Genomic DNA, 25,137 nt, shown 5'->3' with positions numbered 1-25,137 from the left:
GAAGAGGGGAAGACATCATGGAGAACTTACTAGACCTTCAATTTCTAATTGAAAGCATTCCATATATTTTAGCGCGGCTGCCAATTACGCTTGGGATTGCGGTAGGATCGCTCACCTTAAGTTTAGTGATTGGGCTTGGGACTGCATTGATTAAAATTTACCGGGTTCCTGTATTGCGGGTGATAACATCAGTCTATGTTTCGTTTGTGAGGGGCACACCGCTTTTAGTGCAGCTGTATCTCGTCTTCTACGGGATTCCTAAGGTGATCTATTTTCTGCAGCGGGAACAAGGGTGGCTGCTTGGGCTCGATGTGAATCTGATTGCTCCAGAGGTGTACGCTCTCTTAGCCTTTTCCTTTAATCTAGGTGCGTATTTATCAGAGACGATTCGTTCGGCAATTGAGTCGGTGGATCGCGGGCAGTTTGAGGCGGCAAAGGCGATTGGGATGAAGCCGACGCAGATGATGCTGAAGATTATTTTCCCGCAGGCCTTAATTGTAGCGATCCCGAACCTTGGAAATATGTTCATTACTACGATTAAGGATACGTCACTTGTCTTTATTATTGGCGTGATCGATATTATGGGCCAGGCGAAGATTCTTGGCTCGCGTGGGTTAGCCTTTTTTGAAGTGTATATTGCGGTGTCGATTATTTATTGGATCGTGTGCCTGATGGTGGAGAGGGTGCTTGTGATCATTGAGAAACGGGCGCGCAGATATGAAAGAGGGATTGCATCATGATCAAGCTAGAGAATTTACATAAGTACTTTGGGAAACACCATGTGCTAAAGGGGATTGATCTTTCGGTGAACAAAGGAGAGGTTGTGGCGATCTTAGGTCCAAGTGGCTCAGGCAAATCAACACTCCTGCGTTGCATGAACTTTCTTGAGGAGCCAACAAGTGGCTTCGTTGAAGTGAGTGGGAAAAGAGTAAATGTGGAGTCGGCTAGTAAGAAAGAGATTCTGGCACTTAGGACGTCTACCGGCATGGTGTTCCAGCAGTATAACCTGTTCAAGAACTTAACGGTGCTCGATAATGTGATGATTGGTTTAACGAGTGTGAAGCAGCTGAAAAAGAATGAAGCGAAGCAAAAGAGCATTGATATTTTAGAGCGTGTGGGTCTGGGGAACCGGTTAAATCATTTTCCTGCGCAGCTATCAGGAGGACAGCAGCAACGGGTTGGCATTGCCCGTGCCCTTGCAATGAATCCTGAAGTCATGCTGTTTGATGAGCCGACGTCTTCTCTTGATCCGGAGCTTGTGGACGAGGTACTAGCAACGATCAAAGAGGTAGCAAATGAAGGCAACACGATGTTTATTGTGACGCATGAGCTTCAGTTTGCCAGAGAGATCTCGGATCGCGTCATTCTTATGGAGGACGGCAGGATTGTGGAGGTAGGGACGGCAGAACAGATCTTTACGAACCCAAGGGTAGAGCGAACAAGACAATTTTTAGGACGATTTATTGAAGAAGGAAGGAAGGTTGAACATGAATCCAATTGAACAGATTCTCACGGACTTTCCTTTAATGGTTTTGGACGGAGCACTGGCGACCGAGCTTGAACGCTATGGCTGCGACCTAAACGATCCGTTATGGTCAGCCAAGGTGTTACTGGAGAAGCCGAGAGTGATTAAGCGCGTTCATACCGATTACTTTGAAGCTGGGGCAGACTGTGCGATTACGGCGAGTTATCAGGCGACAGTGAAGGGTTACAAGAGAAGGGGTTTAAGCGAACTTGAAGCCGCTATGTTGATTAAGCAATCGGTTGAGCTTGCGGTGGAAGCGCGGGATACATTTTGGAGTGTTGAGGCGAATCAGTCTGGACGCCCCAAACCGCTTGTTGCTGCATCTGTTGGTCCGTACGGTGCCTATCTTGCTGATGGCTCTGAATTTCATGGAGACTATGGATTATGCGAAGAGGAGCTCGTTTTATTTCACCGAGATAGAATCCGACTCTTAGTTGAAGCGGGGGCAGATGTGCTGGCATGTGAAACCATTCCTTGTCTAGTAGAGGCAAAAGCCATTGCACGTGTGTTAAAGGACTTTCCTGATGTGTATGCGTGGGTCTCGTTTAGCGCAAAGGATGAGCTACATATTAATAGCGGAGAAAGAATCGCCGATTGTGCCGAGTGGCTTGATGGAGAAAAGCAAATCGCAGCGGTAGGTATTAACTGTACGGCTCCGCAGTTTGTGGAATCGTTAATTACTGAGGTAAAAGCGAACACGCAGAAACCGATTATTGTGTATCCCAATTTGGGAGAAACGTATGATCCAGAGAGTAAGCAGTGGAGTGATAAGGGTTCAGATGAGCCATTTGTGGTAAACACCAAACGATGGTTTGAAGCTGGGGCAACGGTGATTGGTGGCTGCTGTCGGACGACGCCTGAGGATATTCGCGGAATTCGGGAGTGGGCGCGGGGGTAGGGAGAGGGAATCGACTTATGGGTCGATTCCTTTTTTATTTTAAGCATCACCCCTCTGCCTCTACCACCCGATCCACCTTCCGAAATGCTAGCTTCGTAGAAAGTAACACCACCAGCCCCATCGCACTCACGCTAAAAAAGAGACCGATTCCTGAAACGAACGTAATCAGAAGATAAACTCCAAAAAATCCAAAGATCATCGTCAGGCTTGCGACCGGATTATAGATGGCAAGCAACACGGCATTTTTGAGATGCGTTTTGACAGGTGCCTGAAATTCAACATATAAGGAAAGAAAATAACAAAGAATCAATAGGAAGAAGCAGGCTATGATAATGGTTGCTACATACATGGCTTGAGAGATGCCTGTATTCATCGTCTGGAGAAATTGAATGTTACTAATAAGGACGATGGATAAAAGGATGACACACAGTCCTATTACGTTACTTTTTATCCATTCTTCTTTGTAGAATGTCCAAAAGGTTTTAAAGATTGATCCTTCATTTTGGTTAAGGAGCTGCCTGATAGTTGCAAGCAGCGCCACAGTTGCAGGAAAGAATCCAAAGAGTCCAAGTCCCAGAATCGTGAAGAGGATCCAGAGTACATTAATGAAGGCTAAGCGATAGAACCAAACACAGAACGTATAGATTGGACCGGAGATGGCGTTAAGATACATAGAGCTTCCTCCTTTTTGTTATAGACTATATCATGCTTCCGGTGTATTTTTGAGGGAACGGAAAGGGATGTAAAAATAATCTCTAGAACGTAAAAAAGGTTCACCCTAAGTGGACAGGCTATTCCCACGAAATATGGGGATTTCGTTGATGGATCTACTTGTCTGTTCTTTGTAAGTATTGGTTTAATAACGTTTTTTGAGTGTGGAGCTCTGTGTGCCTCCAACTTATGCGAAATACTAAGAAAGTAAAATTTGTGCGCAGAACAGTCAAGATCGTTCATTTATGTAAGCGCTTTAAAAGGGTAAGATGAGCTTAACCCAGCTAGAGAGGTGAAATGAAAGCGCAACCAAAAAAGTTCTTTCGTAAAAAAACTCAAAAGAATAAAAGTCCATTAAACAGTTGGCGTGATGCAGTTGCAGGTTGGGTCTTTATTGGTCCAATGTTCATTGGGACATCCATCTTAGTTATCTTTCCGATTCTGTCTTCATTAACGTTAAGTTTTACGAACTGGAATATCGTTGCAGGCTATGAGAATGCGGAGTTTATAGGACTTGATAATTTCGTTGCTTTGTTTAATGACCCGCTCTTCATAAAGTCGTTAGGTAATAATTTTATTCTTCTATTAGCGATACCGATTACCTTATTTATCTCATTAACGTTGGCTACGATTATCAACAAATATATCTACTTCAAGGACTTCTTTAAGGTCATCTTCTTTATGCCTTTTATTTCAAGTATTGTGGCGGTTGCTGTAGTCTTCAGGGTGCTATTTCATCCAACTCAAGGTCCAATTAACCAATTGTTAATGACACTTGGAATTGATAACCCACCAGGATGGATTGCGGATATCTCGTTTGCCTTACCGTCCGTTATGATCATTATGATTTGGACGGGGATAGGCTTTAACTTAATTATTTATTTGGCAGGTTTGCAAAGCATTCCTAAGGAGCTGTACGAGGCTGCACAAATTGATGGTGCTTCTGCTTGGTACCAGTTTAAGAGTATAACGATTCCACTTGTTTCACCAACAACCTTTCTGTTATTTGTAACAGGAATCATTTCTAGCTTTAAGATCTTTGATTTAATTATTGTTTTAACAAATGGTGGACCAGCGAACTCGACTAAGGTTCCAGTTGTCTACTTATATGAAAAAGCCTTTCTAGACTTACGAGCAGGCTATGCCTCGTCGATCTCATTAGTTATTTTCGTCATTATTTTAATCATCACATACCTGCAATTTAAGGGGCAGAAAAAATGGGTGAATTATTAAGGGGGTGAGCGTATGAAGAAACCGATTAATGGTAAAAAGATCTTAGTTACAGTGTTGATGTTCATATTGGGGATCTGCTTCATGACCCCATTCTTATGGATGATCTCGGCTTCTCTTAAGGTTGAGGAGGAGGTTTTGACCTATCCAATCCAGTGGATCCCGACAACGTGGAATGCGATTGAAAATTATCGTGAGGTATGGACGGGGACGATGCCATTCTTCTTATTATATTGGAACTCAATTAAGGTTTCGGTCCTCACAACTCTTACGTCTGTCGCGGTTTCAGCGCTTGCTGCATATGGATTCTCAAAAGTTGAGTTTAAAGGTAGAAATCTAGTTTTTATGCTGGTATTAGCGACATTTATGATCCCGCCACAAACCTTACTCGTCACGCAATTTATCCTGTACCGCACGCTTGGCTTATACGACACGCATACAGGGTTAATTCTATTAAATAGCTTCAGTGTTTTTGGAACCTTTATGCTTAGACAATTCTTTTTAGGGGTTGGGAATGAAATCATTGAATCAGCTAGGATGGATGGTGCCGGGCACTTCCGGATTTTCACATCTATTGCCTTTCCACTAGTGAAGCCGGCAATTGCAACCTATGCGATCCTGCGATTCATCTGGACATGGAACGATTTCCAGTATCCCCTTATTTTCTTACGTAGCAAGGAGCTGTTTACGATTCAGCTAGGAGTGCAGAGCTTTGCTGATGAGCATGGAAGCATCTATTCGCTTATGATGGCGGCTTCTGTTTCAGCTATTATTCCGCTCTTGATTGTCTTTATTATCGGACAGAAGCAGGTTATTGAGGGCATTCAGCTTGGGGGCGTCAAGGGATAAACAAGGCAACAACCATTTAGTGGTTCACTATAAAAACTCACAAAAAAAGGGGAGTAGTATGATGAATAGAAAATGGTTTGTATTTGGAATGGCATCTGTTCTAGCGTTAGGCGTAGCCGCTTGTTCTGGGGAAGAAAGTACCACAGGAGGCGGTTCTGATGGTGATGATGAAGTAACGATCAAATTTGTGCATTGGTTTAATGAAGAGAATGGCAACTGGGAGCCTCTCATAGAGAAGTATGAAGCGGAGAATCCGGGTGTGAAGGTTGAATCAATGCCACTCGTTGAAAACATGAACTCTCAGGATTATTACAAACAGCTTGATCTTATGGCAGCAGCAGGAGAAGATTTAGACGTGGTCATGTTTAGTAACCCAAATGACTATGTTTCTCGTATAAATGCTGGTTTACTAGAGCCACTTAACTCCTTCTTAGATGATGAGGGAATTGATATTAATGAAGAATATACAAATAGCTTTCAAGCGATTGATGGAGATTATTATGGCGTTCCGATGAAACAGGTAAACCAGATGATTTTAATGAATAAGGATCATTTAGATGAAGCCGGGCTCGAGATTCCGACCGAGTGGACGTGGGAGGAGTACCGTGAGTATGCAAAAGAGCTTACAACGGATGATCACTATGGCTCTTACTTGCATACCTGGCATAACCTCCACTCGGCATTAAAGTTAAACAGTAAGCCTAATGGGGATAATGGATTACTTACAGAATCGGGGGACTCCAATATTAGTGACCCCTTGGTGAAAGAATCACTAGAGCTACGCTATGCATTAGAGAATGAAGATGAGAGCTCCGTTCCTTTTTCTTCAATTCTCTCTCAACAAATGGACTATCGTCAGCAATTCTTTACACAGGAAGCGAGTATGGTACCAATTGGGACATTTATGCTTTCAGAATGGGGACAATTCACACCAGACTTTGAAATGGCATGGGCACCATGGCCACAAAACGAGCTTACAGGGGTCAATTACTCAGGTGTTGGTGGAGATGCATTATCCGTTGCAAAATCATCTAATCACAAGCAAGAAGCCTATGACTTTATTCGTTGGTTAACAACGGAAGGGATTGTTGAACAAGGCATTTGGGTACCTTCTTGGAACGGAGCTAATCTTGATGAAGTCGTTGAGAATATTGCTGCGGGCACGAGTAACCCAGAAGCTCTGCATCTCGAATCAATTATCCATTCTTTAGATGTTGAACCTCTTGAAACCTATATGCCTGCACCATATATCACGGAAGTACACACGGCTTATGGAGCCGAAGTAGAAAGATATCTACTTGGGGATCAAGGCATTGATGCAACCATTGAGAATTTAGAGACCCAAATTCAGAATATTGCGGACTCTAATAAGTGAGCCTATAATTAGTGTAATGAGAGAGCTTACTCTCTCGTTACACTCCTTGTATTGATCGTGGTGGTGATGAGATGACCTGGTTAAAGCGGCTGCATCAGTTATCTTTTCGTAGTCGGTTAATGATTGCTGCCATTCTATGTATCTTATTTCCTTGGGTACTTACGTATTTTGTTTCGAACTATTTAACTGAGGATGCACTGGAAGAGCTTGCTGTAAATCAATCAAAGCAATCGTTAAATCTTCTTGGAATGAGTATCCAACAAATTTTGGATGATGTGATGTACACCGCAAACTATGTGAAGTTTGATTCAAGTTTTAATCAAGTCATGAGGGAGCATCAACTGATTGACCCTGATGCACCAAATGCAAGTCAGGAGATTGCATTAAGCCTGATTGAGGTGGCGAGTCATCTGTTTCCTATTACGAATACGGTGTCACCAGAGTATGTCACGCTTCTGTTTAGCAACGATTTATTCTATATGAATTACCCTTTAAGTGAATTTCACCCTCTTGATTTTAAAGAGGAGCCTTGGTTTGATGAGCTTGATACGTTAAGTTATTATGACTTGCTGTGGATTGGAGCTCACCCTACGTATATCAAATCAGATCAGAGCGAGAACCGTTTTTTAATTAGTTTCGGAAGCTACCTACGTTCGGTAAATGGTCGGAATGCCTATCTGATTATCAGCATTCGAGAACAACAAATTAGCTCCTTGCTTGAGAATTACCAGGCGGATGATGGGTCTGAGTATTATTTAACAGATGGAGAAGGTACGGTGTACTCAAGTGTCGACCAAAGGATGATTACTCGGACACTACCCTTCGATGTGAATTCGAATGAACAGCAGATTGTGGAGAGGAATGGGGAGACGTACTTTTTAGTGACCCGTCCTATTGCGTATTCAGATTGGAGGTTAGTGAATTTCGTACCATATAACGAAACGATAGGGAATATTAATCGAATGAACAAACTAACGATAACAACACAAGGCGTGCTGTTGTTCATTTTCTTAATTGGTCTCATTTTTCTCGTTCGGGAACTGACTAAACCGCTCATGGAGCTGAAATCTGTGACGAAGTCTGTTGAGCAAGGAGACTTAAGTCAGCGAGCCAAGATGTATGGAAATAATGACATCACTCAGCTAAGCTCATCATTTAATGAGATGCTCGACACGGTGGAGGAAATGATTGACCAAGTACGAATTCAGGAGCACGCGAAACGAAATGCAGAACTTGAAATGCTCCAGGCTCAAATTAATCCACACTTTTTGTTTAATGTGTTAAACGCCATTCGGATGCAAACCATGTTAAATGGAGATAAACAGAGTGCAGACTTAATTCATTCCTTATCTTCTTTGCTTCGAATGACAGTGAACCGAAATAATTCGTTTATTGCTTTAGAGGAAGAGCTTGAGATCAATCAGCATTATATCAAGCTGATGAACTTCAGACATCAACATGAGATTGAATTCATTCTTGAGCTTAAAGACAACGCATCACAGGTTCTTATCCCGCGATTTTTCCTGCAACCTATTATTGAAAACGCTATCATACGTGGGCAAACCGATGGCCAATTGACGATTAGGATTACAGCAGACGTAAATAAGCGTGACCAGCTTTCACTTGAACTATCAGACAACGGGATGGGCATGTCTCTGGAGATGCTAAACAGAGTAAAGGATAAGCTTCACCAATCAACACAAGCTCAATCAATAAGCAGTCATCATTCCTTTAACGGCATTGGTATTCAAAACGTGTACCAGCGAATGAAGCTCATCTATGGTGACCACTTTGAAATGGATATTCGTAGTACGGAGTCTGTCGGGACATCCTATCTGTTTTGTATTCCGATTAAAAAGGAGTAGATTCCCAATGTATCAGATCGTTTTAGTAGATGATGATCGACTTGTTACAACGTTTCTGCAGAAGATGATCCCTTGGGAGGAGTACGGATTTGAAGTGAATGCGGCGTTTTCGGATAGTATGGAAGCGTATGAGTATTTACGATCAAATTCGTATGATGTGTTAATGACAGACATTGGGATGCCAAGAATGAATGGCATTGAACTTATTACGAAAATTAAAGAAGAGAATGCGTCCTCCTGCAACATCATCATCTCGTGTCATGGCGAATTTGAGTATGCACAGCAGGCTTTGAAGTTAAAAACCTTTGATTACATTTTAAAGGAAACCATGAATGAAGAAGACATCACCGACATGCTTCAAAAACTTAGAAGTCATTTGGATCATCAGAAACAAGAGCTGTTTAACAAAAATAAGATTCGTAAGTATCTGTCGGAAAATCATTCCGTGTTAAAGTCTACATTTTTTAAGAGAGTCATTAGAGAGTCAACGAATCAATTCACTGACTGGCGGGTAGAAGCGGAGGAACAGCTAGGCCTGAGCTTTCCTTTTGATCATTACGCAGTGATTCATTGTTCTATTGATCAACATCAGATAGTAGCAGATCGATTTCAGGATGAAGTACTACTTAAGTCTTGTATCGCAAATATTATGGAAGAAGCTTTAGCAGAGAGGCAAGAGGGGGTTCACCTCATTTACTGGAATCAAAGCTTCTTTATTCTTTACCCTCTCATTGAACGAACAAGCATGGCCACCATCAAACACGCGCTTAAAGAGATGCAAGCCAAACTTCAAATGTGTCTTAAAACGACCATGACGTGTGCAATTCATCCCGTTTTAGAGCCACGGGGTGAGCTTGAGAGAATGAAAGAGCTGATCCATCATCAGGATCAACGGTTTTATTATCGTTACGGTTCTATTGAGGAATTTCAAGTAAAAACGTTCGAGAAGGGCTCTGTTTTTAAGAGCTATACCGCGGATGTTGAACAGGTGAAAACGGCCATTTTAACTAAAGACCCAGATAAATTGAACGGTTGGTTTTCTAAACAGTTTCATACTGAAAGGATTCATCGTCATTCACCCGAGGCGCTCAAGGACTGGGCAACCATGCTCGCATTAGACCTAAAGGTTAGCTTGAATGCCCTTCATCATTTTGACCGTTCAAGCTCATTCTCTGTAAAAAGTGATCGGATCCAGGATGCGGAGACTGTTCAAGACCTTGAAGCGCTCATGAAGGACATCTTTCATGCCTATATGGAGCAGGTTCACCATATCGACTCAGCCTCTCAAAATGAGGATATTACAAAAGCCAAACGATACATCTACTCGAATCTTGATAAGAAGATTTCATTAAAAGACATAGCAGCACATCTCCATTTGAATAGCAGTTACTTCAGCAGACTTTTTAAACAGGAAACAGGGCAGACATTTATCGAATATGTCACCACATTAAAGATGGAAAAGGCAATGGGTCTGCTAGATAACAGTACAAAAACCGTGGAGCAGATCTCCTATGATTTAGCCTTTGATAGCAAAAGCTACTTCATTCGAATCTTTAAAAAATATGTTGGTGTGTCACCAAAAGCCTATAAGTACAAAAAAGAAGATGTGTGTAGTTAGTTTTGATAGCGCTTACTTAAATGAAGGAGGATTCATATGAAAAAAGTGAGACTAGGCATTATTGGATTAGGTGTGCAGGGAAGCACGTATGCGGGGTTTATCTTGTCGGGCAAAGTTCCGAATATGGAGATTGGTGCCATTTGTGATACGGATACGAGTAAGAAGGCAACAGTCAGTGAGATGGAAGGCGAGATTCCTTTTTATGAAAACTACATTGATATGTTGGAAAGTGGACACGTGGATGCTGTTGTCACAACGGTTCCTCATTATTTACATCCAACCATGGCGATAGAAGCGTTAAAGAGAGATATTCACCCATTGGTAGAGAAGCCAGCTGGTGTGTATACAAAGCAAGTTAAGGAACTAAACGAGTTCGCAGCAACAAAGCCGGAGCTGACATTCGCCATCTTTTTTAACCAACGAACCAATGAACTTTACCAGAAAGTGAAAAAGCTCATTGATCAAGGGGACATTGGCGCCATCCGCCGAACGAACTGGCTCATCACTACATGGTGGAGACCTCAAGGGTACTATGATCAAAGTGCGTGGCGCGCCACGTGGGAGGGAGAAGGTGGCGGAGTGCTTGTGAATCAGGCCCCACACCAGCTCGATCTCATGCAATGGATTTGCGGGATGCCAAAGAAGGTGTATTCAAAGGTTCAGTATGGCTTTCAAAGAGAGATTGTGGTAGAGGATGAAGTGACTGCACTCTTAGAATATGAAAACGGGGCTACCGGGATGTTTATCACGTGCACTCATGACGTGCTGGGTACCGATCGCTTTGAAATTCTTGGAGATAAAGGAAAGATTGTCGTTGATAACAGTAGCAAAGTGACGATTAAGCGATTAAAACAACCAGAGCCTGAGATGAGCACCAACATGAGCATGCAGGATGTGATGGAAATGATGAGAGACCAGGGGCCAAGTGGGATGTATGACGAGGAAGTGATGGATTTCTCAAGTGAGTGGGGAGAGCAGCACATCGCCGTATTACAGAACTTTGCGGCAAATATTCTAGATGACACACCACTTATCGCTCCTGGTAGTGACGGAATTCACGGGGTGCACCTAGCCAATGCGATTCATCTATCAAGCTGGTTAGGGCAAGAAGTAGAGCTACCGATTGATGAGGAGCAGTACCTGGCTGAGTTAACGAAAAAGGTGGAAGAAGAAAAGCAGCATTCATAGAAAGGGGGGTTCCTGATGCTACAAGTAGCTGTAATCGGACTTGGTGATATTTCGGCTCTGCATCTCGCAGCCATTCAAGGAAGTGAGCTGGTAAATCTAGTGGCAGTCTGTGATCATGATCCTTCTTTAGAAGATAAGGTACCTGGCGTCCCTTTTTATACAGGTTATATGGAGCTTCTCACAACTGAGAATCCGGATTGTGTACACATTTGTCTCCCGCATCATCTGCACGATGAAGTCACAAGGGCTTGCGTTGAAAAAGGTGTACATGTCTTTTTAGAAAAACCAATTACAACAACCACAGAAAGCAGCTTGAGTTTAATAGAGCTAGTGGAAAATCAGCAAGAATCTAAAGTCTGTATCTGCCTGCAAAATCGCTTAAACACAACGGTTCAAGAGCTCAAAAACATCATAACAAGCGGTGAGCTTGGTCAGATCATTGGAATCAAGGGACTGGTTACGTGGCATCGTCCAACAGCGTACTATGACATAAAACCGTGGCGAGGGACGATGAAGGAAGCAGGCGGAGGAGTGATGATCAATCAAGCGATCCATACTTTAGATTTGATGCAGTTACTTGGAGGAGACGTTTTTTCCATTCGAGGATCAATCGATTGCTTGGTAGAGAATGAATATGAAGTGGAAGACACGGCGATTGCACACCTTACCTTTAAGAGTGGGGCTACAGGTCTATTTTTCGCAACCAATGCCAATGCAACCAATGACTCTGTTGAGGTTCAGGTTTCATTTGAAAAAGGTGAATGCACCATTAAGGACAGCATGTTAACGAAAAAATGGGCTGATGGAAAGAAGGTATTTGTTGTAGAGGACGAAAAGGTAGCTGGTACAAAATTCTACTACGGCGCTAGTCATGCCAAGCTCATTCACCAGTTTTATCAATGTATAGCAACCGATTCAGATGAATACATTCATGTGCGTGAAGCGCAAAGCTCAATGGAACTCATTCAAGCGATTCGAGATTCATCTGAACAACATAAACGAATCAACCTGAAGGGATCGATTACAATATGACACAACCTAAAATCGGCGTACAAATGATGATGCTAAAGCAAAAAGCTGAGGAAATTGGTGTATACGAAACGCTTAAGGAATTAATGAATCTAGGATACCGCTCCGTGGAGGTTTCGCAAATTCCGATGACAACAGAAAACGTGGCTGAGCTTAAAAGGGGCAGCACCGACTTTTCGATTAACATAGCTGCACTTTCTGCTCCTGTGGAACCTATGGCTCCCGGTGTCCAAATGGAGAACCTTACAGATAATTTTGATAAAATTATAGGCGATTGCCAGGAGCTCAACTGCAGCTATCTCCGAATTGGTATGCTCCCAGTTCACATCATGGGTGATAAAGAGAAGATCATGGCATTTATTCACCGGGCTGAGGCGTTAGCGGAGCGGCTAGCCGCTCGTGGCATTCAGCTTTATTATCATACGCATCATATCGAGTTCCAAAAGTATAACGGCGAGTATCTACTCGATCTCATGAAAAACAATACAAAGACATTGGGATTTGAACTTGATGTTCACTGGATTCAACGAGCGGGCGAGGATCCGATTAAGATGATTCAACAATACAGGGGAAGGGTCTCTCTTCTTCATTTAAAGGATTACCGTATCGGTCAGGTAGATGCAAGCGAAGAGGCGTTAAAGGATATGAGAGCATTCTTTGATGGCTTTACAAACCTCATTGAATTTGCTGAGCTTGGCGAAGGAAATTTAGATTTGAAGGCCATTATTGAAGCTGGTCTTGAAGCGGGTGTCGAGCATTTCTTTATTGAACAGGATGACACGTATGGAAGAAATCCGTTTGAATGCTTGAAATTTCTGGAGATCACCTGAAGACGTTAGGGTATAGTCATATGTTTTAAACGATTAAGAAGAGAGGTTGCTTACACGCAATCTCTCTTCTTTTTATTCATTCATACCTATATATTTCACCGAATGCATATGCGTTTTCGTTAGCTCAATGATTTCATGAATCAACGTCTCTTGATCCTCTTGAAAGTCTTCTAGAATCCAGTATTTCAGCAGTCCATAAAATCCGTAAGCTGTATACTTTTTAAAATAATCCATATTAACAGGAGCATGATCAATCGTCTCAAACTCAAATTGTTCCTGGTAGATCTTTAGGAATGTTTTTGGAAATCGCGTGTGTAGCCCAGGTAATGTATCCTCATATTTTATCAATGAAAAGAAGTCCCGATTGACGTAGATGTAGGAAACAATGTGTATAGAGGATTGCTTTAAATGGGTTGTGTAGACTTTCTGCCCTGGTACAAACGGTTTTCCAACAGATTGCTCTAATCCCTCAAGCATTGTGCTAAGTAAATCATTCGCTAGATCAATTTTATCTTTGTAATGAATATAAAACGTACTGCGATTATAGGCCGCTCGATCAACAATGTGTTTAACCGTTACATGCTGATAGCCTATTTCTTTGATTAATTCAATTAAAGCCTGTCTGAAATGTGTTTTTGTTCGATTTTGCCGTTGACTTGCATGTTCAAGCTCCATCATAAAAAAATCTCCTTCAATCTAGACACTTCTCAATTATATGTCTACCTACTAGACATTTCGAGAAAAGCTACTGATTGTCTAATGTGAACAAAGTAGTACAATTTAGTTACATAAGTTAGACATTTGTAATAGATACTATGTATTATACATGTCTAGTTTATGTAGATAAAGATTTGGCCTAGGGGGGCATTACGATGGGAAAATTACAAGATAAAGTAGCAGTGATTACCGGCGGTGCATCTGGAATCGGCGCAGCGACGGCGAAATTATTTGTTTCAGAAGGAGCCAAAGTGGTTCTGGTTGATTTAAATGAAGAAAAGGGTAAAGCATTTGAAGAAGAATTAAAAGCAGCAAGTGCGGAAGCTCTATTTATAAAAGCAAACATCACAAGCGAAGAAGATGTAGCAAATGTCTTTAAACAAACGGTTGATACGTTTGGTCAAGTTGACGTTGTGTTCAATAACGCTGGAATTGGTCGCGTACATCCTTCACATGATCTTGAATACTCAGAATGGCGTAACACCGTTAACGTTGATTTAGATGGAGTGTTCCTAGTAGCTCGTGAATCTCTTCGTGAGATGCTAAAACAAGGTGGCGGTACAATCGTTAACACAGCGTCTATGTATGGTTGGGTTGGATCTCCTGGATCAGCCGCTTACAACGCTGCTAAAGGTGGAGTAGTGAACCTCACTCGTTCTCTTGCTCTTGAGTATGCAGACAAAAATATCCGTGTAAACTCATTATGCCCAGGATTCATTGATACACCAATCATTCCTGAGGATGACAAACAAACCCTTTCACAAATGACACCAATGAAGCGTCTTGGCCAAGCGGAAGAAATGGCAAAAGCTGTTCTATTCCTAGCGTCTGACGATTCATCATACATGACAGGGAATAGTCTAATTGTTGATGGTGGATACACAGCACAATAATAAAGTTCTTTAATTAAAAATGTAGACAAACAATGGGTAAGATCATTAATGATCTTACCCATTGTTTTTTAGATACAGTAACCAAAAGATTGGTTTTAATTAAACGATTAATAAATAGCGACTTTCCCGTAAGGCCCCTGAATAATGTCGATCTGCGTTTCAAAAATATCTGTTAAGAGCGCTGGTTGCATAATGTCATCCACTGATCCAAACGCAGCGATTTGTCCTTTTTTCATGGCACAGATCCGGTCAGAGTATTTGGCAGCAAAGTTAATATCGTGCATGACGGTAACAATGGTTCGTCCGAGATCGTTGGCAGCTTCTCTTAGATGTCCCATCATCTGCACAGAGCGAGCGACATCGAGATTATTTAATGGCTCGTCCAGGAGTACGTATTCTGTTTCTTGGCATAATACCATAGCGACATACGACCTTTGTCTTTGACCACCGGAAAGCTCATCTAAATATCTGTTTTCCAGTTCGGTCAGGTCGAGAAAATCAATGTATCTGGAGATAATGTTCTCGTCTTCTTTCGTTAGCTTTCCTTTTGAATATGGAAAGCGTCCAAATCCAACCAACTGTCTAACGGTGAGTCTTGTGACAAAGTGATTTTCTTGTCGGAGGATGGTTAAAATCTTTGCGAGATCCTTTGATTTTGAATGAGAAACATCCATATTAGCTACCTGAATATGGCCTGCATCGATATCAAGAAGTCTTCCAATCATTAGTAGTGTGGTCGATTTTCCCGCGCCATTCGGTCCGATTAAAGAGGTCAGACCAGCTTTAGGAATTTCGATGTTTAAAGGACCAATTGTTTCCTCGCTATTGTAAGACTTACTCACGTTACTTATCTGTATCATAAAGACCTCTTCCTTAAAATGACGTACAAGAATATCAATCCGCCTACCAACTCAATAATAATGGACACGACTCCTTGTGCACTAAACACATGATACATTAAGAAGTATGCACCTGTTAATATCAAGAATCCGATTGCAAGTGCCATGGGAAAGATATATCTGTGGTCATAGGTTGGTGCGGCTTGATAACTAAGAGTAGCCACTAAGAATCCATAGAATGTCATGGGTCCAATTAATGCCGTGGATATGGACATTAGAATGGCAACTAAGACGAGAATATAGATGGTGCTGGAGCGGTGATTCACACCAAATGTTGTAGCCACTTCTTTACCGAGTGACAAGGCGTTTAAACGTTTTGAATAAGCGAATATAAGCAGCATCACAACGATGACTATAGGAATAGCAATTGGAAAATAATCCGAGTTTGCGTTATTAACAGAACCAAACATTCTTGCTTGTAAAATATCAAATTCAGAAGGTGAAAGGACTCTTCGCATAAATGAAGAGACGGAGCCAAGGCCACCTCCAATAATAATACCAACCAGTAGCAGAATTTGTAAGTTGCCGTATTTTCCGGAAAGTAACCAACCGTATAGGATTAAGCTCATCATGACCATGGCAGCAACTTGGATCAGGAAGGGTCCAGTTCCATTAAAATTTATTAGTGCTGCTGCCCCAAAGAAAAAGATCGTGCTCGTATTGATGACGGAATATAGTGATTCAAATCCTAGCAGGGACGGTGTAATGATCCGATTATTTGTTATAGATTGAAAAGCTACAGTGGCCAAACTCTGACAGACTGCCGCTGTAATCATCGCGATTAGAGCTACCATTCTTCTTTTAGTTACTGGGACAAATGACGGCGAGTCAATTGGAACTGGATTCTTGTAGACTAGTAACCCATAAGAAGCAAGTAAACCTAAAGCAATTAAGGTAATGAGTATAATCCAATATCGTTTTTCTTCATGTTTGTAACGAAATGCCCTCGCTGATCTTACGCCCTGACGCGGACGTGTATTGATCATCTTTTTATCTTCATTTTTTTGTAGCATCAATGGATTCACCTAGCCCTCCGTGGTCTTCTCTGTCTGAGTAAAATCGTGATAAACACCACGGCTCCTACTGTTCCAAGGATGAGGGAGACAGGTACTTCAAAAGGCTTAATAATTGTTCGTGAGATAATATCACAGGCCGTGATGGTTCCCATTCCGATAACGGCAACCCATGGTAAATTACTCCTCAGGTCATCCCCTCGAAACATAGAAACAATGTTCGGTACGATTAGACCTAAGAATGGCAAGTACCCTATGACCGCCGCTATAATGCCAACTGCAATCGCAATAAGGGCTGTTCCAATCAGAACGATCCTATTGTAATTAACCCCAAGACTTGTAGCCACATCTTCTCCAAGCCCTGCTAGCGTTAATCGATCAGCACAGATGAATATAAGAATACTTATAATGACAATGATCCATAGATATTCATATCGTCCAATTTGGACCGGGGCAAAGGAGCCGATAAACCAGCTTTCAATATTTTGAGTCATTTGAAATAAAAGTCCTACAAACGTGGAGAATGCGGAGACAACCGCTCCAAGCATAAGGCCAATGATTGGCACGATAAGTGAAGAGCGAAGCCTCACTCTTCGTAAGAATAAAAAGAAAATCATTGTTCCTATAAAAGAAAAAACAATTGCGCCAATCATCCTCACAACTAGAGTAGGGGAAGGGACTACTAAGTAAACAAGCAAAAGACCTAAACCTGCCCATTCAATTGTGCCAGTTGTAGTAGGTTCCACAAATCGATTTTGTGTAATAAGCTGCATAACGAGTCCGGCCATAGCCATAGCTGCGCCAGTGAGCAGCAAAGCAGCCGTTCGTGGGACTCGAGTAGTGAAGAACATTCTGAGTCCATCTTCTTGCCCATAGATGTCATAGACACCGGTCAAGAGAGAAACGATGCTCAAGATGACTATGATGATAATGGCGATTATAAAAGGTTTTGTCCATACGATCTGTCGATTATAAGATCGGGGCTGAGAAGTAGTCTTCTCAGCCCCGGATACTACGTGTTTAGGCACAATCTTAGACTCCTTTACACTACTTAATTTAACGTGTTGGCAAGATCTTCAAACATTTCAATGTACGTTTGAATGGATTCTGTTGTATACGTATCATCTGGTGCATAGAAGACATGGTCTTCGGAAATAGCTGTTGTGTTTTGAAGCGCTGGTGAACCCTCAATCACATCTGTTGCTGGAGATGAATCTGAACTAGATACGGCGGCGTCACGATCCAGGACAAGAAGCCAGTCGGGGTTGCTTTGAGCAATGGCTTCAACCGATACATCGTCCCCTTGATGATCAGAAGAGGTGTTTTCAATTTCAAGTGCGGGTTTAAAATCAAAGATATCATACATTGGTCCCCACACACGTCCGTTATGTGGTGCTGCATAATTAATGTCTCCACCTGAAACGATTAGACTCATGACGGTATCTGTCCCGTTATAGGCAGCTTTCACATCATCAATCGCTTGATTAAAGTCAGCCTCTAATGCTTCAGCTTCAGATGTTTTATCAAAAATTTGTCCTAACGCGAGCGTGTAATCAACAAGTCCATTTACAAAATTCTCACCGGGAGCATCTGCATCCTCAGAGACATCAATATTAAGATCGATCACAGTAGCTTCTGGAACAAGTTCCTTAATGTCTTCATAGTAACCGGAGAAGCGTTGGCCAACAATCACTAGCTCTGGATCTGCTGCAGCTATAACTTCTAGGTTTGGTTCGCGGTGATCTCCGATGTTCTCTACAGAATCATCATTTATATAAGGAGAATCAGCGTGCATAACATTTTTAGGTGCAGCCGTTAATGGAATACCCCAATCTGATAATGTTTCGAATGTTCGGTTGTCCAAAGCCACAACATTTTGCGGGTTAACAGGAACAGACACTGTACCATGTGCATCTGTAATCTCAACCGTTTCAGCTGATTCTGTTGTTTCGTCAGAAGATATTTGTTCGTCTGTCTTCGTTTCATTCGTAGAATCTGAACAAGCTACCAGCAAAGATGTAAAAACAGTTGCAATAATAGGGAATTTGTAATAACTCATTTTTTTCAATTTGAATACCTCTTTCTATTTTTTGATATGTATAGATTCGTTCGTATCATGCTTGCTACACAAAGGTGTACAACACTATGGAAGATGATGAAGGTACTCATTTAGTTGGCCATGCTAAATGGTATTGATAATCATTTTCAATTTCTTTACTAACTGAAGTATAGTTTTTAATTCTGTGAAAATCCTGTGAGAAAATAGATTTATTAGATGAATTTGAGTCTATGGATTAGATTTCAATGAACAATTGTAAGTATGATTCGAGCACATACAAAAGCCTGGATAAAACGTAGCAAACGATCTTCTGCAGCTGAATCCCACCGCTCTTATTGTTTAAACATAAGAAGGGCGAATGATTCAATTGCTGAATCATTCGCCCTTTTCAATTGGGGATTAGTTTTGTCCCAGCCCCAAAAAATTATTCTATTCTACCATTGAATAGCCTCGTCCATGTATGGTTTGAATGTACCGATCTTCCTTTTTACAGGATAGCTTTTTTCTTAGGTATCCAACATACAAATCCACCACATTTGAATTGACCGCTACATTAAATCCCCACACTTTATTCAGGAGAATTTCCCGACTCAGAATTCTATTTTTATGACTAATCAAATAATGAATCAAGTCATATTCTCGCTGCGAAAGAGAAATAGGTTCGCCATCCTTTGTGACGATCTTACGTTGGATATCGATAGTAAGATCTCTAAAAAGTAAGAGGCTCGTGCTGTTTGAATTGAAGCCATCTACTCTTCTTAAGACTGCTTTTACTCTCTCGACAAGTTCCTCTTTGGCAAAAGGTTTTCTAATATAATCATCTGCCCCTGAACGCAGGCTCTCTATGCTTGCCTTACTGGTTAAAAGATTAGAAACGATAATAATAGGTGTCGTATGAACCGCTCGAATTTGTTTGCAGATTTCTGGTCCAGTCATACTTAAAGAATCCCAGTCTATCAAAATAAGGTCCCAATCCTGTTCAAATGCTATTTGAAGACCTTGGTTCTCATTATGAAGTGTTAAGGTAAAGCCAGATTCTTGATTCAGAACACTTACTATCTTTTTAACTAAAGACCATTTGTTTTTTATAACTAGGACCTTCTTCAATCCTTCTCACCTGCTCAACAGTATAAATTTTTGTTACATAGAATTAAATTTGTACGTCATGAAGAAGAGTACCATGATTATGCGATGGATCTTAAATTATTTATCTAGACCATTGATCAATTGAAGTACATTTTATCAAAATCTGGTGATCATGCGCAATATGTATATATGGCTACAAATCTCATAATAATCATACTTTATACCTAAAACAATACTCACGGTTTACCGATATAAAAGAAGGAAGTTTTTTCATGGTCGTAAATAGGAAGGGAGTTTCTAATGCCAAACGTTTCATCGATTTTGATTCAGTTTATGAAAGAAAAAGGATGCACCAAGGTATTTGGTATTCCCGGAAAGCCAATCTCTCCACTTATTCTTGCTGCAGAAGACGAGGGCATGGATTTTGTACTGGCACGTCATGAAGGTGGTGCTGGCTATATGGCTACAGGGTACGCTATGCAGAATCAGTCCCTAGGTGTAGCCATTGGTACGAGTGGGCCGGGCGGGACAAACATGATTACAGCTGCTGCTCAGGCTGCTGCCTTCCACGCGCCTGTCTTGTTCATTACAGGACATCCGCCACTTGCATCGTCAGGGAAGGCGCTTGGTCAGGATTCCAGCATGTTTGGAACAGATCTTGTTGAATTGTTTAAGCCGGTCACAAAGCTTAGTGCAAAGGTTGAGAACAAGGATATGCTGAGACAGCTCTTACAGCATGCGGAGGAGCAGCTTCTTACAGGTTCAAAAGGCCCAGTACATCTATCAATCCCGCTTGATATTTTAACGAGTGAATTAGAGGCATTTGAGTTTGCGGTACCAGCAAGCGATTCCATTATCTCGGGGAATATTGAACGTGCGATTGATGTATTAAATGCTGCAGAGCGACCGTTAATGTTACTTGGTAAGGGAGCTCATCTTTCAGGAAGCTATGAGGAAATCCAACAGCTTGCTGAACGTTGGCAGATTCCTGTGATGACAACACCTGGAGGAAAAGGAGCGTTTGTTGAGACGCACCCACTTTCACTTGGGGCCCTTGGATTAGGTGGAACAAAGGCTGCTGCTGAGTACGTGAAGGACCGGAAGAGTGACCTTTTAGTTGTTGTTGGTTCAAAGTTAAGTGATATGTCAACCGTGGGACTAACAGCCGGCGGTGAGCCACAAAAGGTTATTCATTTTGACTGGCATGCGGATTTTGTCGGAAAAACGCTTGAAAGTGATACAATCTTAGTGCAGGGTGATGCGAAAACAAACCTAGCACACGTTTTAAAACAAGCGAATCATGTGGACGTTCCATCTCTTGATCTGACTGAGTACAAGAAAAAAGATGTGGAAGCACCGGTAGAAGAAGAGCCTGGCCGGATGTCTGCTGTACGTACTGTTCAAGTGCTTCGCGATTTACTGCCACCGGAAACGGTTGTTTACGGGGATGATGGAAGCCATTCCTTCTATACGATTAAGCACTTCACCACACAGGTTGCGGGAACATTCCGTTTTGATGATGTCTTTGGTGCAATGGGAAATGGAATTGGTCTCGCTATCGGCGCAAAAATTGCCAGACCGAATGAACCGATTGTTTGCTTCACTGGAGACGGATGTCTCTTTATGCATGGGACAGAGATCGGAACGGCTGTTGATGCAGGAGCGAATATACTGTTCGTTGTGTTTAATAATGAGATGCTCGACATGGTTGACAAGGGGATGAAAAATAACCTTGGCTTCTCAGCGGGATCTCGTTATACAAAAGGAATGAACGTCAGTATGTTTGCCGAATCCATGTGTGCAACTGGGTATCGTTGCCGTACGGAAGAGGATATTGTCCAAGCTTATGAGGCCTCTAAAGAGGTAGAGGGTCCAGTTGTCATTGAAGTCATCGTCAATAAAGAAGAATGGCCGCCAACCATTGGCAGGTAAGAAGGAGGAGGCGATCAGATGAGCGAGAAAGCAGCGGCTGGTTGGAAGATGATTGAACAGTTAGGTGGAGACCGTGGTCTTCAGGCAATGAAAGGTGTAGATGATTTCTCTCCAAGGCTTGCCAAGCTAGCAGTAGAGTTCGGTTATGGGGATGTCTATCTGGACGATGCGCTTGATTTAAAGCAACGCGCCTTAATCACATTATCTTCTCTCATCACCCAAGGCGATGCAGGAAGAGGCTTAACGTACCATTTTAATGCGGCCCTACGTGTTGGTGTAACAAAGGAAGAAATTCTTGAGTTAATTAACCACTGTAGTGCGTATGCAGGCTTTCCAAAAGCGATTCACGCGGTTCACATTTTTAAAGACTTCTTAGAGAATGTAGAAAAACAAACATCAGGGGGAATAAACAATGGCAAAGTACGAATACAAAGTTGAAGGTGACGTGTTTTATTTTAAATATCTAGAAATGGCAAGTACAGCAGAGGAAGCGCAGAAACAAGCTGACTTTGTTCGCAGTCAAATTGACAAACCAGGCATTAAGAAATTCTTGAACGATAACCGAAATGTAACATCTGTAGCTAATCCCGAGGTAAGTGCTGTTTGGGGCGAATTAATGGGCTGGCTTTCAACTAAAATTGAAAAGAACGCAACGATCACACCAAGTGCTTCTCTAAAAATGCAATTAAACCGTCTATCAAAAACAGCTGGAACGTACGACACCGTTCGCGCGTTCACAGACATGAACCAAGCACTTGAATTTGTAGGAATCTCTGACGCAAAGATTAGCTAGGAGGGTTACGTATAATGAATACTAACGTATATAAGAAGCTACAAGTGACGATGATTGGCGCCGTTAGTGGCCTCCTCGTTGTTTCACTCCTTACCGTCTTACTTGGCGGTGGGTTAGAAGGAAATGTCATCTTATGGTCTGGACTTGCTCTTACATGGATTCTCGTACTGGCAACTGCATTTATTTTTAACAAGCAGCTTGTCCAACCCATACGCGAGGCAGAAGAAAATGTTGTTGCTGGGGAAGCGGTGTTTGTAGAGAACCAGAAAACGGCGCTTGCTCCATTCTTAAACAAGCTATACTCGAAATCGAATGGGGCGCAGGTCGAGATGTTTGCTGAAATGGCGGCAACGGTTGAAGCACCTGAACGTCCAGAGATTACAGATGAGTCCGTTCAAGACGCAGAGTGGAAGGTTCAATCGGCAGAGGCTGCGAATCTTCTTCAAGTATCAGCAAGCGAAACAAGTGCAGGTGTAGAAGATATTGCGAAGATGATGCAGGAGCTCGCAACAAACAATAATGATCAGGTGGATGCAATTAAGACGATTGATGAAACCATTTCATTTATTTTCTTTAACTTAAAAGAAATTAGCGAAAGTACTCAATTCGTAGCCGAAGCCTCAAGCACAACATATACCAATGCGAAGCAAGGAAACACAGCGATCCAGCAAACCATTAGTCAAATGGATCAAATCGGTAAAGACGTTTCGTCTTCGAAGGAAAGCATTGAAGCATTAGGTCTAAAAACGGCTGAAATTGAGAAGATCCTCTCCTTAATTACAGGCATTTCCGATCAAACAAACCTCCTTGCACTAAACGCAGCAATTGAAGCAGCGCGTGCAGGTGAGCACGGTCGAGGCTTCTCGATTGTAGCGGACGAGGTTCGGAAGCTATCAGAACAAACAAACGAAGCAACCAAAAACGTTCAAAAGCTAATCGTTGAAATGAGAGAAGGAAGCCACGATGCCATTAAGGCGATCCAACAAGGAGCAAGCTCCGTTCAAGTTGGTATTAACTTAAACAAAGAAATTGGCACCGTCTTTCAAACGATTAATGAGAACGCTCAAGAAGTCGATGAATTCATCCAGGATCTATCTGACTCCATCGGTGAGCTGACAGAAAGCATGGAAAACGTATCAAACACCATGAAGGATGTCTCCTCCGTAGCCGTTCAATCAAACGGAGCTGTCCAAAACGCAGCAGCCGTAACCGAAGAATTAAGTGCATCCATGGAAGAAATCTCAGCCAATGCCGAGACACTGGCGGGTGTAACAAGCAAGTTTGCACAATAAGGAAAAACGCTTGGACGAGGGTCCAGGCGTTTTTTTATAATTCATTAAATCATTAAATTATGTTTAAAAGGTACATTTTGTGTAATAGATAAAAATCTAGAAATATCACAAAAAAATTAGAAGAATTGTATGAGTTTTTCATGTCATTAAATCATTGATATTGAAATTTGGGAGGTAGTTATGGAATTTTATTTCAAGGTTCCCTTATTAGTTTTTAGCACTAAAGAAATTTCAGTAAATAATAGAAAGGGTGAAAAAATCTGTGGATTATCCAGGTGGCATAAGAACTTCTCTTTGACTAAGAGGTATAATTTTAAAGTGAGTGATAAAACAGGGAATACAATTGTTTCATCAGAAATGCGTGATGATCATTTTAAGAATCCATCATGGGATGTGCAATTTGGTGACGCTTTACAATATAACTTAGATATGTGGTGTGAAACTAAATCACCTACTCATCCAAGATATTATTTTGTATATAAAGGAATGAAGCATATGATCAAGAGAAATATCGGTAACAGTACAACTTATGTTTATAATAATGACAATGAAGAAATAGCTCAATACTCATATAAATATAATGGATTAAATTTACTTAGACCATTGTATAAAATTAGAAAAACAAATGAAACTGATCTGCCGATTGAATTAATAGTCTGCTTGTTAAGGTGTTATGAGACTGCCTCAAAGAGTGCGTGAAGGTTTTGAACAATTAAATCCTTTTGTTGACTAACAACACGCGAGACTTCTTCACATCTCCAACGCCTCTTCAATCAAGTCCTCCACAAACGCTACTTCTTTCTTGTAGATTTGAAACATGAAGTAAAAAAGGGTGAGGAGAGGAAGGAAGACAGCTTGCTCCTTCCCACAAATAAAGGTTATTTCTGCCCCTTTTCGTACTTGAAATGGCTTTAACTTAGCGATTTTTTCTTTTTCAACCTTTAACTCTAAACCGCCGTCCCAATCTTCCTCTATGTAAATTGTCTTACCATCTACTATTCCTGAAACAGCGTAATAGATAAGTGATTTTCCTTTATGGTCCTGAAGAGAATAGGAGTGATTTCCAATGCGATAGTCATATTGAGCAAACAACAGGCGTCCTTTTTTAATTCCTATATGAATGGACTCGTCATTTGAGTGTTGTGTGTAGATGAATGCATGTCCTTTTTCGTACGCATCTGCTTTTAAAACGCGAACATCAGCTAATTCAATTCCGTCTGAATCGTGTACTAGAAATTCATGCCCTTTGCGAAGCAATGAATAGGTATCCATGTAAGAACCGCCCCTTTGCCAAACTCTTATACCTACTATACGAAGAAAGTGGGGCTTGGTTTC

At 41.6% G+C, this 25,137-nt stretch carries 25 protein-coding genes; 17 read left to right on the top strand and 8 right to left on the bottom strand.

What is annotated here, in order from left to right; translation table 11 throughout:
- Positions 1–17 precede the first annotated feature (17 nt).
- From ACQKKO_RS05445 to mmuM, 3 genes are read left to right on the top strand one after another with little or no spacing between them, the layout of a single operon-like run.
- Positions 18–740: an amino acid ABC transporter permease gene (locus tag ACQKKO_RS05445; RefSeq protein ID WP_498645084.1), complete on the top strand. Its 723-nt coding sequence runs from the start codon at positions 18–20 to the stop codon at positions 738–740.
- Positions 737–1,501: an amino acid ABC transporter ATP-binding protein gene (locus ACQKKO_RS05440; protein ID WP_498645082.1), complete on the top strand. Its 765-nt coding sequence runs from the start codon at positions 737–739 to the stop codon at positions 1,499–1,501. Before ACQKKO_RS05445 ends, ACQKKO_RS05440 begins: the two co-directional genes overlap by 4 nt.
- Positions 1,488–2,423: a homocysteine S-methyltransferase gene (gene mmuM / locus ACQKKO_RS05435; RefSeq protein WP_498645080.1), complete on the top strand. Its 936-nt coding sequence runs from the start codon at positions 1,488–1,490 to the stop codon at positions 2,421–2,423. The genes ACQKKO_RS05440 and mmuM overlap by 14 nt, the downstream gene beginning before the upstream one ends.
- Positions 2,424–2,469: 46 nt before the next feature.
- On the opposite strand, the gene ACQKKO_RS05430 is transcribed toward mmuM, so the two are convergent.
- Entirely contained in the window at positions 2,470–3,096 is a 627-nt protein-coding gene (locus tag ACQKKO_RS05430; protein ID WP_498645078.1) for a YesL family protein, read from the bottom strand.
- Positions 3,097–3,431: 335 nt separating this feature from the next.
- Between ACQKKO_RS05430 and ACQKKO_RS05425 the strand changes: the two genes are divergently transcribed.
- The 8 genes from ACQKKO_RS05425 (at position 3,432) to ACQKKO_RS05390 (ending at position 13,118) form a co-directional block, all read left to right on the top strand.
- Positions 3,432–4,367 carry a carbohydrate ABC transporter permease gene (locus ACQKKO_RS05425; RefSeq protein ID WP_498645076.1) on the top strand — a complete coding sequence of 312 codons (936 nt, stop codon included), beginning with the start codon at positions 3,432–3,434 and terminating at the stop codon, positions 4,365–4,367.
- Positions 4,368–4,379: 12 nt separating this feature from the next.
- A complete protein-coding gene (locus ACQKKO_RS05420; protein WP_498645074.1) occupies positions 4,380–5,213 on the top strand; it encodes a carbohydrate ABC transporter permease in 834 nt (277 codons plus the stop codon).
- A 61-nt stretch (positions 5,214–5,274) separates the two neighbouring features.
- Complete coding sequence (locus ACQKKO_RS05415; RefSeq protein WP_498645072.1) at positions 5,275–6,588, top strand: ABC transporter substrate-binding protein; 1,314 nt, start codon at positions 5,275–5,277, stop codon at positions 6,586–6,588.
- Between the two features lie 71 nt (positions 6,589–6,659).
- Positions 6,660–8,453, top strand: a complete 1,794-nt coding sequence (locus tag ACQKKO_RS05410; protein ID WP_498645071.1) for a sensor histidine kinase — start codon at positions 6,660–6,662, stop codon at positions 8,451–8,453.
- Between the two features lie 7 nt (positions 8,454–8,460).
- Complete coding sequence (locus tag ACQKKO_RS05405; RefSeq protein WP_498645069.1) at positions 8,461–10,071, top strand: AraC family transcriptional regulator; 1,611 nt, start codon at positions 8,461–8,463, stop codon at positions 10,069–10,071.
- Positions 10,072–10,107: 36 nt separating this feature from the next.
- Positions 10,108–11,259 carry a Gfo/Idh/MocA family protein gene (locus tag ACQKKO_RS05400; RefSeq protein ID WP_498645067.1) on the top strand — a complete coding sequence of 384 codons (1,152 nt, stop codon included), beginning with the start codon at positions 10,108–10,110 and terminating at the stop codon, positions 11,257–11,259.
- A 15-nt stretch (positions 11,260–11,274) separates the two neighbouring features.
- The gene (locus ACQKKO_RS05395; protein WP_498645065.1) at positions 11,275–12,291 is read left to right on the top strand and encodes a Gfo/Idh/MocA family protein; all 1,017 of its coding nucleotides are present in this window, start codon (positions 11,275–11,277) and stop codon (positions 12,289–12,291) included.
- Positions 12,288–13,118: a sugar phosphate isomerase/epimerase family protein gene (locus ACQKKO_RS05390; protein WP_498645063.1), complete on the top strand. Its 831-nt coding sequence runs from the start codon at positions 12,288–12,290 to the stop codon at positions 13,116–13,118. The genes ACQKKO_RS05395 and ACQKKO_RS05390 overlap by 4 nt, the downstream gene beginning before the upstream one ends.
- Positions 13,119–13,190: 72 nt before the next feature.
- On the opposite strand, the gene ACQKKO_RS05385 is transcribed toward ACQKKO_RS05390, so the two are convergent.
- Positions 13,191–13,793, bottom strand: a complete 603-nt coding sequence (locus ACQKKO_RS05385) for a TetR/AcrR family transcriptional regulator (RefSeq protein ID WP_498645194.1) — start codon at positions 13,791–13,793, stop codon at positions 13,191–13,193.
- Between the two features lie 197 nt (positions 13,794–13,990).
- Here ACQKKO_RS05385 and ACQKKO_RS05380 point away from each other — a divergent pair, with 197 nt between their 5' ends.
- Entirely contained in the window at positions 13,991–14,728 is a 738-nt protein-coding gene (locus tag ACQKKO_RS05380; protein ID WP_498645061.1) for an SDR family NAD(P)-dependent oxidoreductase, read from the top strand.
- Positions 14,729–14,835: 107 nt separating this feature from the next.
- Here ACQKKO_RS05380 and ACQKKO_RS05375 read toward each other — a convergent pair whose 3' ends face one another.
- From ACQKKO_RS05375 to ACQKKO_RS05355, 5 genes are all read right to left on the bottom strand, one after another.
- Positions 14,836–15,588, bottom strand: coding sequence for an iron ABC transporter ATP-binding protein (locus ACQKKO_RS05375; protein WP_498645059.1), 753 nt, complete (start codon positions 15,586–15,588; stop codon positions 14,836–14,838).
- Positions 15,585–16,640, bottom strand: a complete 1,056-nt coding sequence (locus ACQKKO_RS05370) for an iron chelate uptake ABC transporter family permease subunit (RefSeq protein WP_498645057.1) — start codon at positions 16,638–16,640, stop codon at positions 15,585–15,587. The genes ACQKKO_RS05375 and ACQKKO_RS05370 overlap by 4 nt, the downstream gene beginning before the upstream one ends.
- Before the next feature lie 8 nt (positions 16,641–16,648).
- Positions 16,649–17,668, bottom strand: a complete 1,020-nt coding sequence (locus tag ACQKKO_RS05365) for an iron chelate uptake ABC transporter family permease subunit (RefSeq protein WP_498645055.1) — start codon at positions 17,666–17,668, stop codon at positions 16,649–16,651.
- Between the two features lie 23 nt (positions 17,669–17,691).
- Positions 17,692–18,708 (bottom strand): siderophore ABC transporter substrate-binding protein, encoded by a 1,017-nt coding sequence (locus ACQKKO_RS05360; protein WP_498645053.1) that lies wholly within the window; start codon positions 18,706–18,708, stop codon positions 17,692–17,694.
- Positions 18,709–19,128: 420 nt separating this feature from the next.
- Positions 19,129–19,806, bottom strand: coding sequence for a response regulator transcription factor (locus ACQKKO_RS05355; RefSeq protein WP_498645051.1), 678 nt, complete (start codon positions 19,804–19,806; stop codon positions 19,129–19,131).
- A 279-nt stretch (positions 19,807–20,085) separates the two neighbouring features.
- On the opposite strand from ACQKKO_RS05355, the gene ACQKKO_RS05350 reads away from it, so the two are divergent.
- The 5 genes from ACQKKO_RS05350 to ACQKKO_RS05330 all read left to right on the top strand — a co-directional run bounded on the left by ACQKKO_RS05350 (position 20,086) and on the right by ACQKKO_RS05330 (position 24,501).
- Positions 20,086–21,717 (top strand): thiamine pyrophosphate-binding protein, encoded by a 1,632-nt coding sequence (locus ACQKKO_RS05350; protein ID WP_498645049.1) that lies wholly within the window; start codon positions 20,086–20,088, stop codon positions 21,715–21,717.
- 18 nt (positions 21,718–21,735) lie between these two features.
- A complete protein-coding gene (locus ACQKKO_RS05345) occupies positions 21,736–22,155 on the top strand; it encodes a carboxymuconolactone decarboxylase family protein (protein ID WP_498645047.1) in 420 nt (139 codons plus the stop codon).
- A complete protein-coding gene (locus ACQKKO_RS05340; protein ID WP_498645046.1) occupies positions 22,130–22,510 on the top strand; it encodes a hypothetical protein in 381 nt (126 codons plus the stop codon). The genes ACQKKO_RS05345 and ACQKKO_RS05340 overlap by 26 nt, the downstream gene beginning before the upstream one ends.
- 14 nt (positions 22,511–22,524) lie before the next feature.
- Positions 22,525–23,802, top strand: coding sequence for a methyl-accepting chemotaxis protein (locus ACQKKO_RS05335; protein WP_498645044.1), 1,278 nt, complete (start codon positions 22,525–22,527; stop codon positions 23,800–23,802).
- Positions 23,803–23,982: 180 nt separating this feature from the next.
- On the top strand, positions 23,983–24,501 hold the full coding sequence (locus ACQKKO_RS05330; protein ID WP_498645042.1) for a tubby C-terminal domain-like protein: 519 nt from the start codon (positions 23,983–23,985) through the stop codon (positions 24,499–24,501).
- Positions 24,502–24,552: 51 nt separating this feature from the next.
- Here the strand turns inward: ACQKKO_RS05330 and ACQKKO_RS05325 are convergent, their stop codons facing one another.
- A complete protein-coding gene (locus ACQKKO_RS05325) occupies positions 24,553–25,074 on the bottom strand; it encodes a hypothetical protein (RefSeq protein ID WP_498645040.1) in 522 nt (173 codons plus the stop codon).
- Positions 25,075–25,137 lie beyond the last annotated feature (63 nt).

This window comes from Alkalihalobacillus sp. NPDC127517, assembly GCF_050276055.1.
Lineage (GTDB): Bacteria > Bacillota > Bacilli > Bacillales > Bacillaceae_D > Alkalicoccobacillus.
Note: the sequence above shows the minus strand (reverse complement) of the source record. Positions and strands in the feature narration are given on the sequence as shown.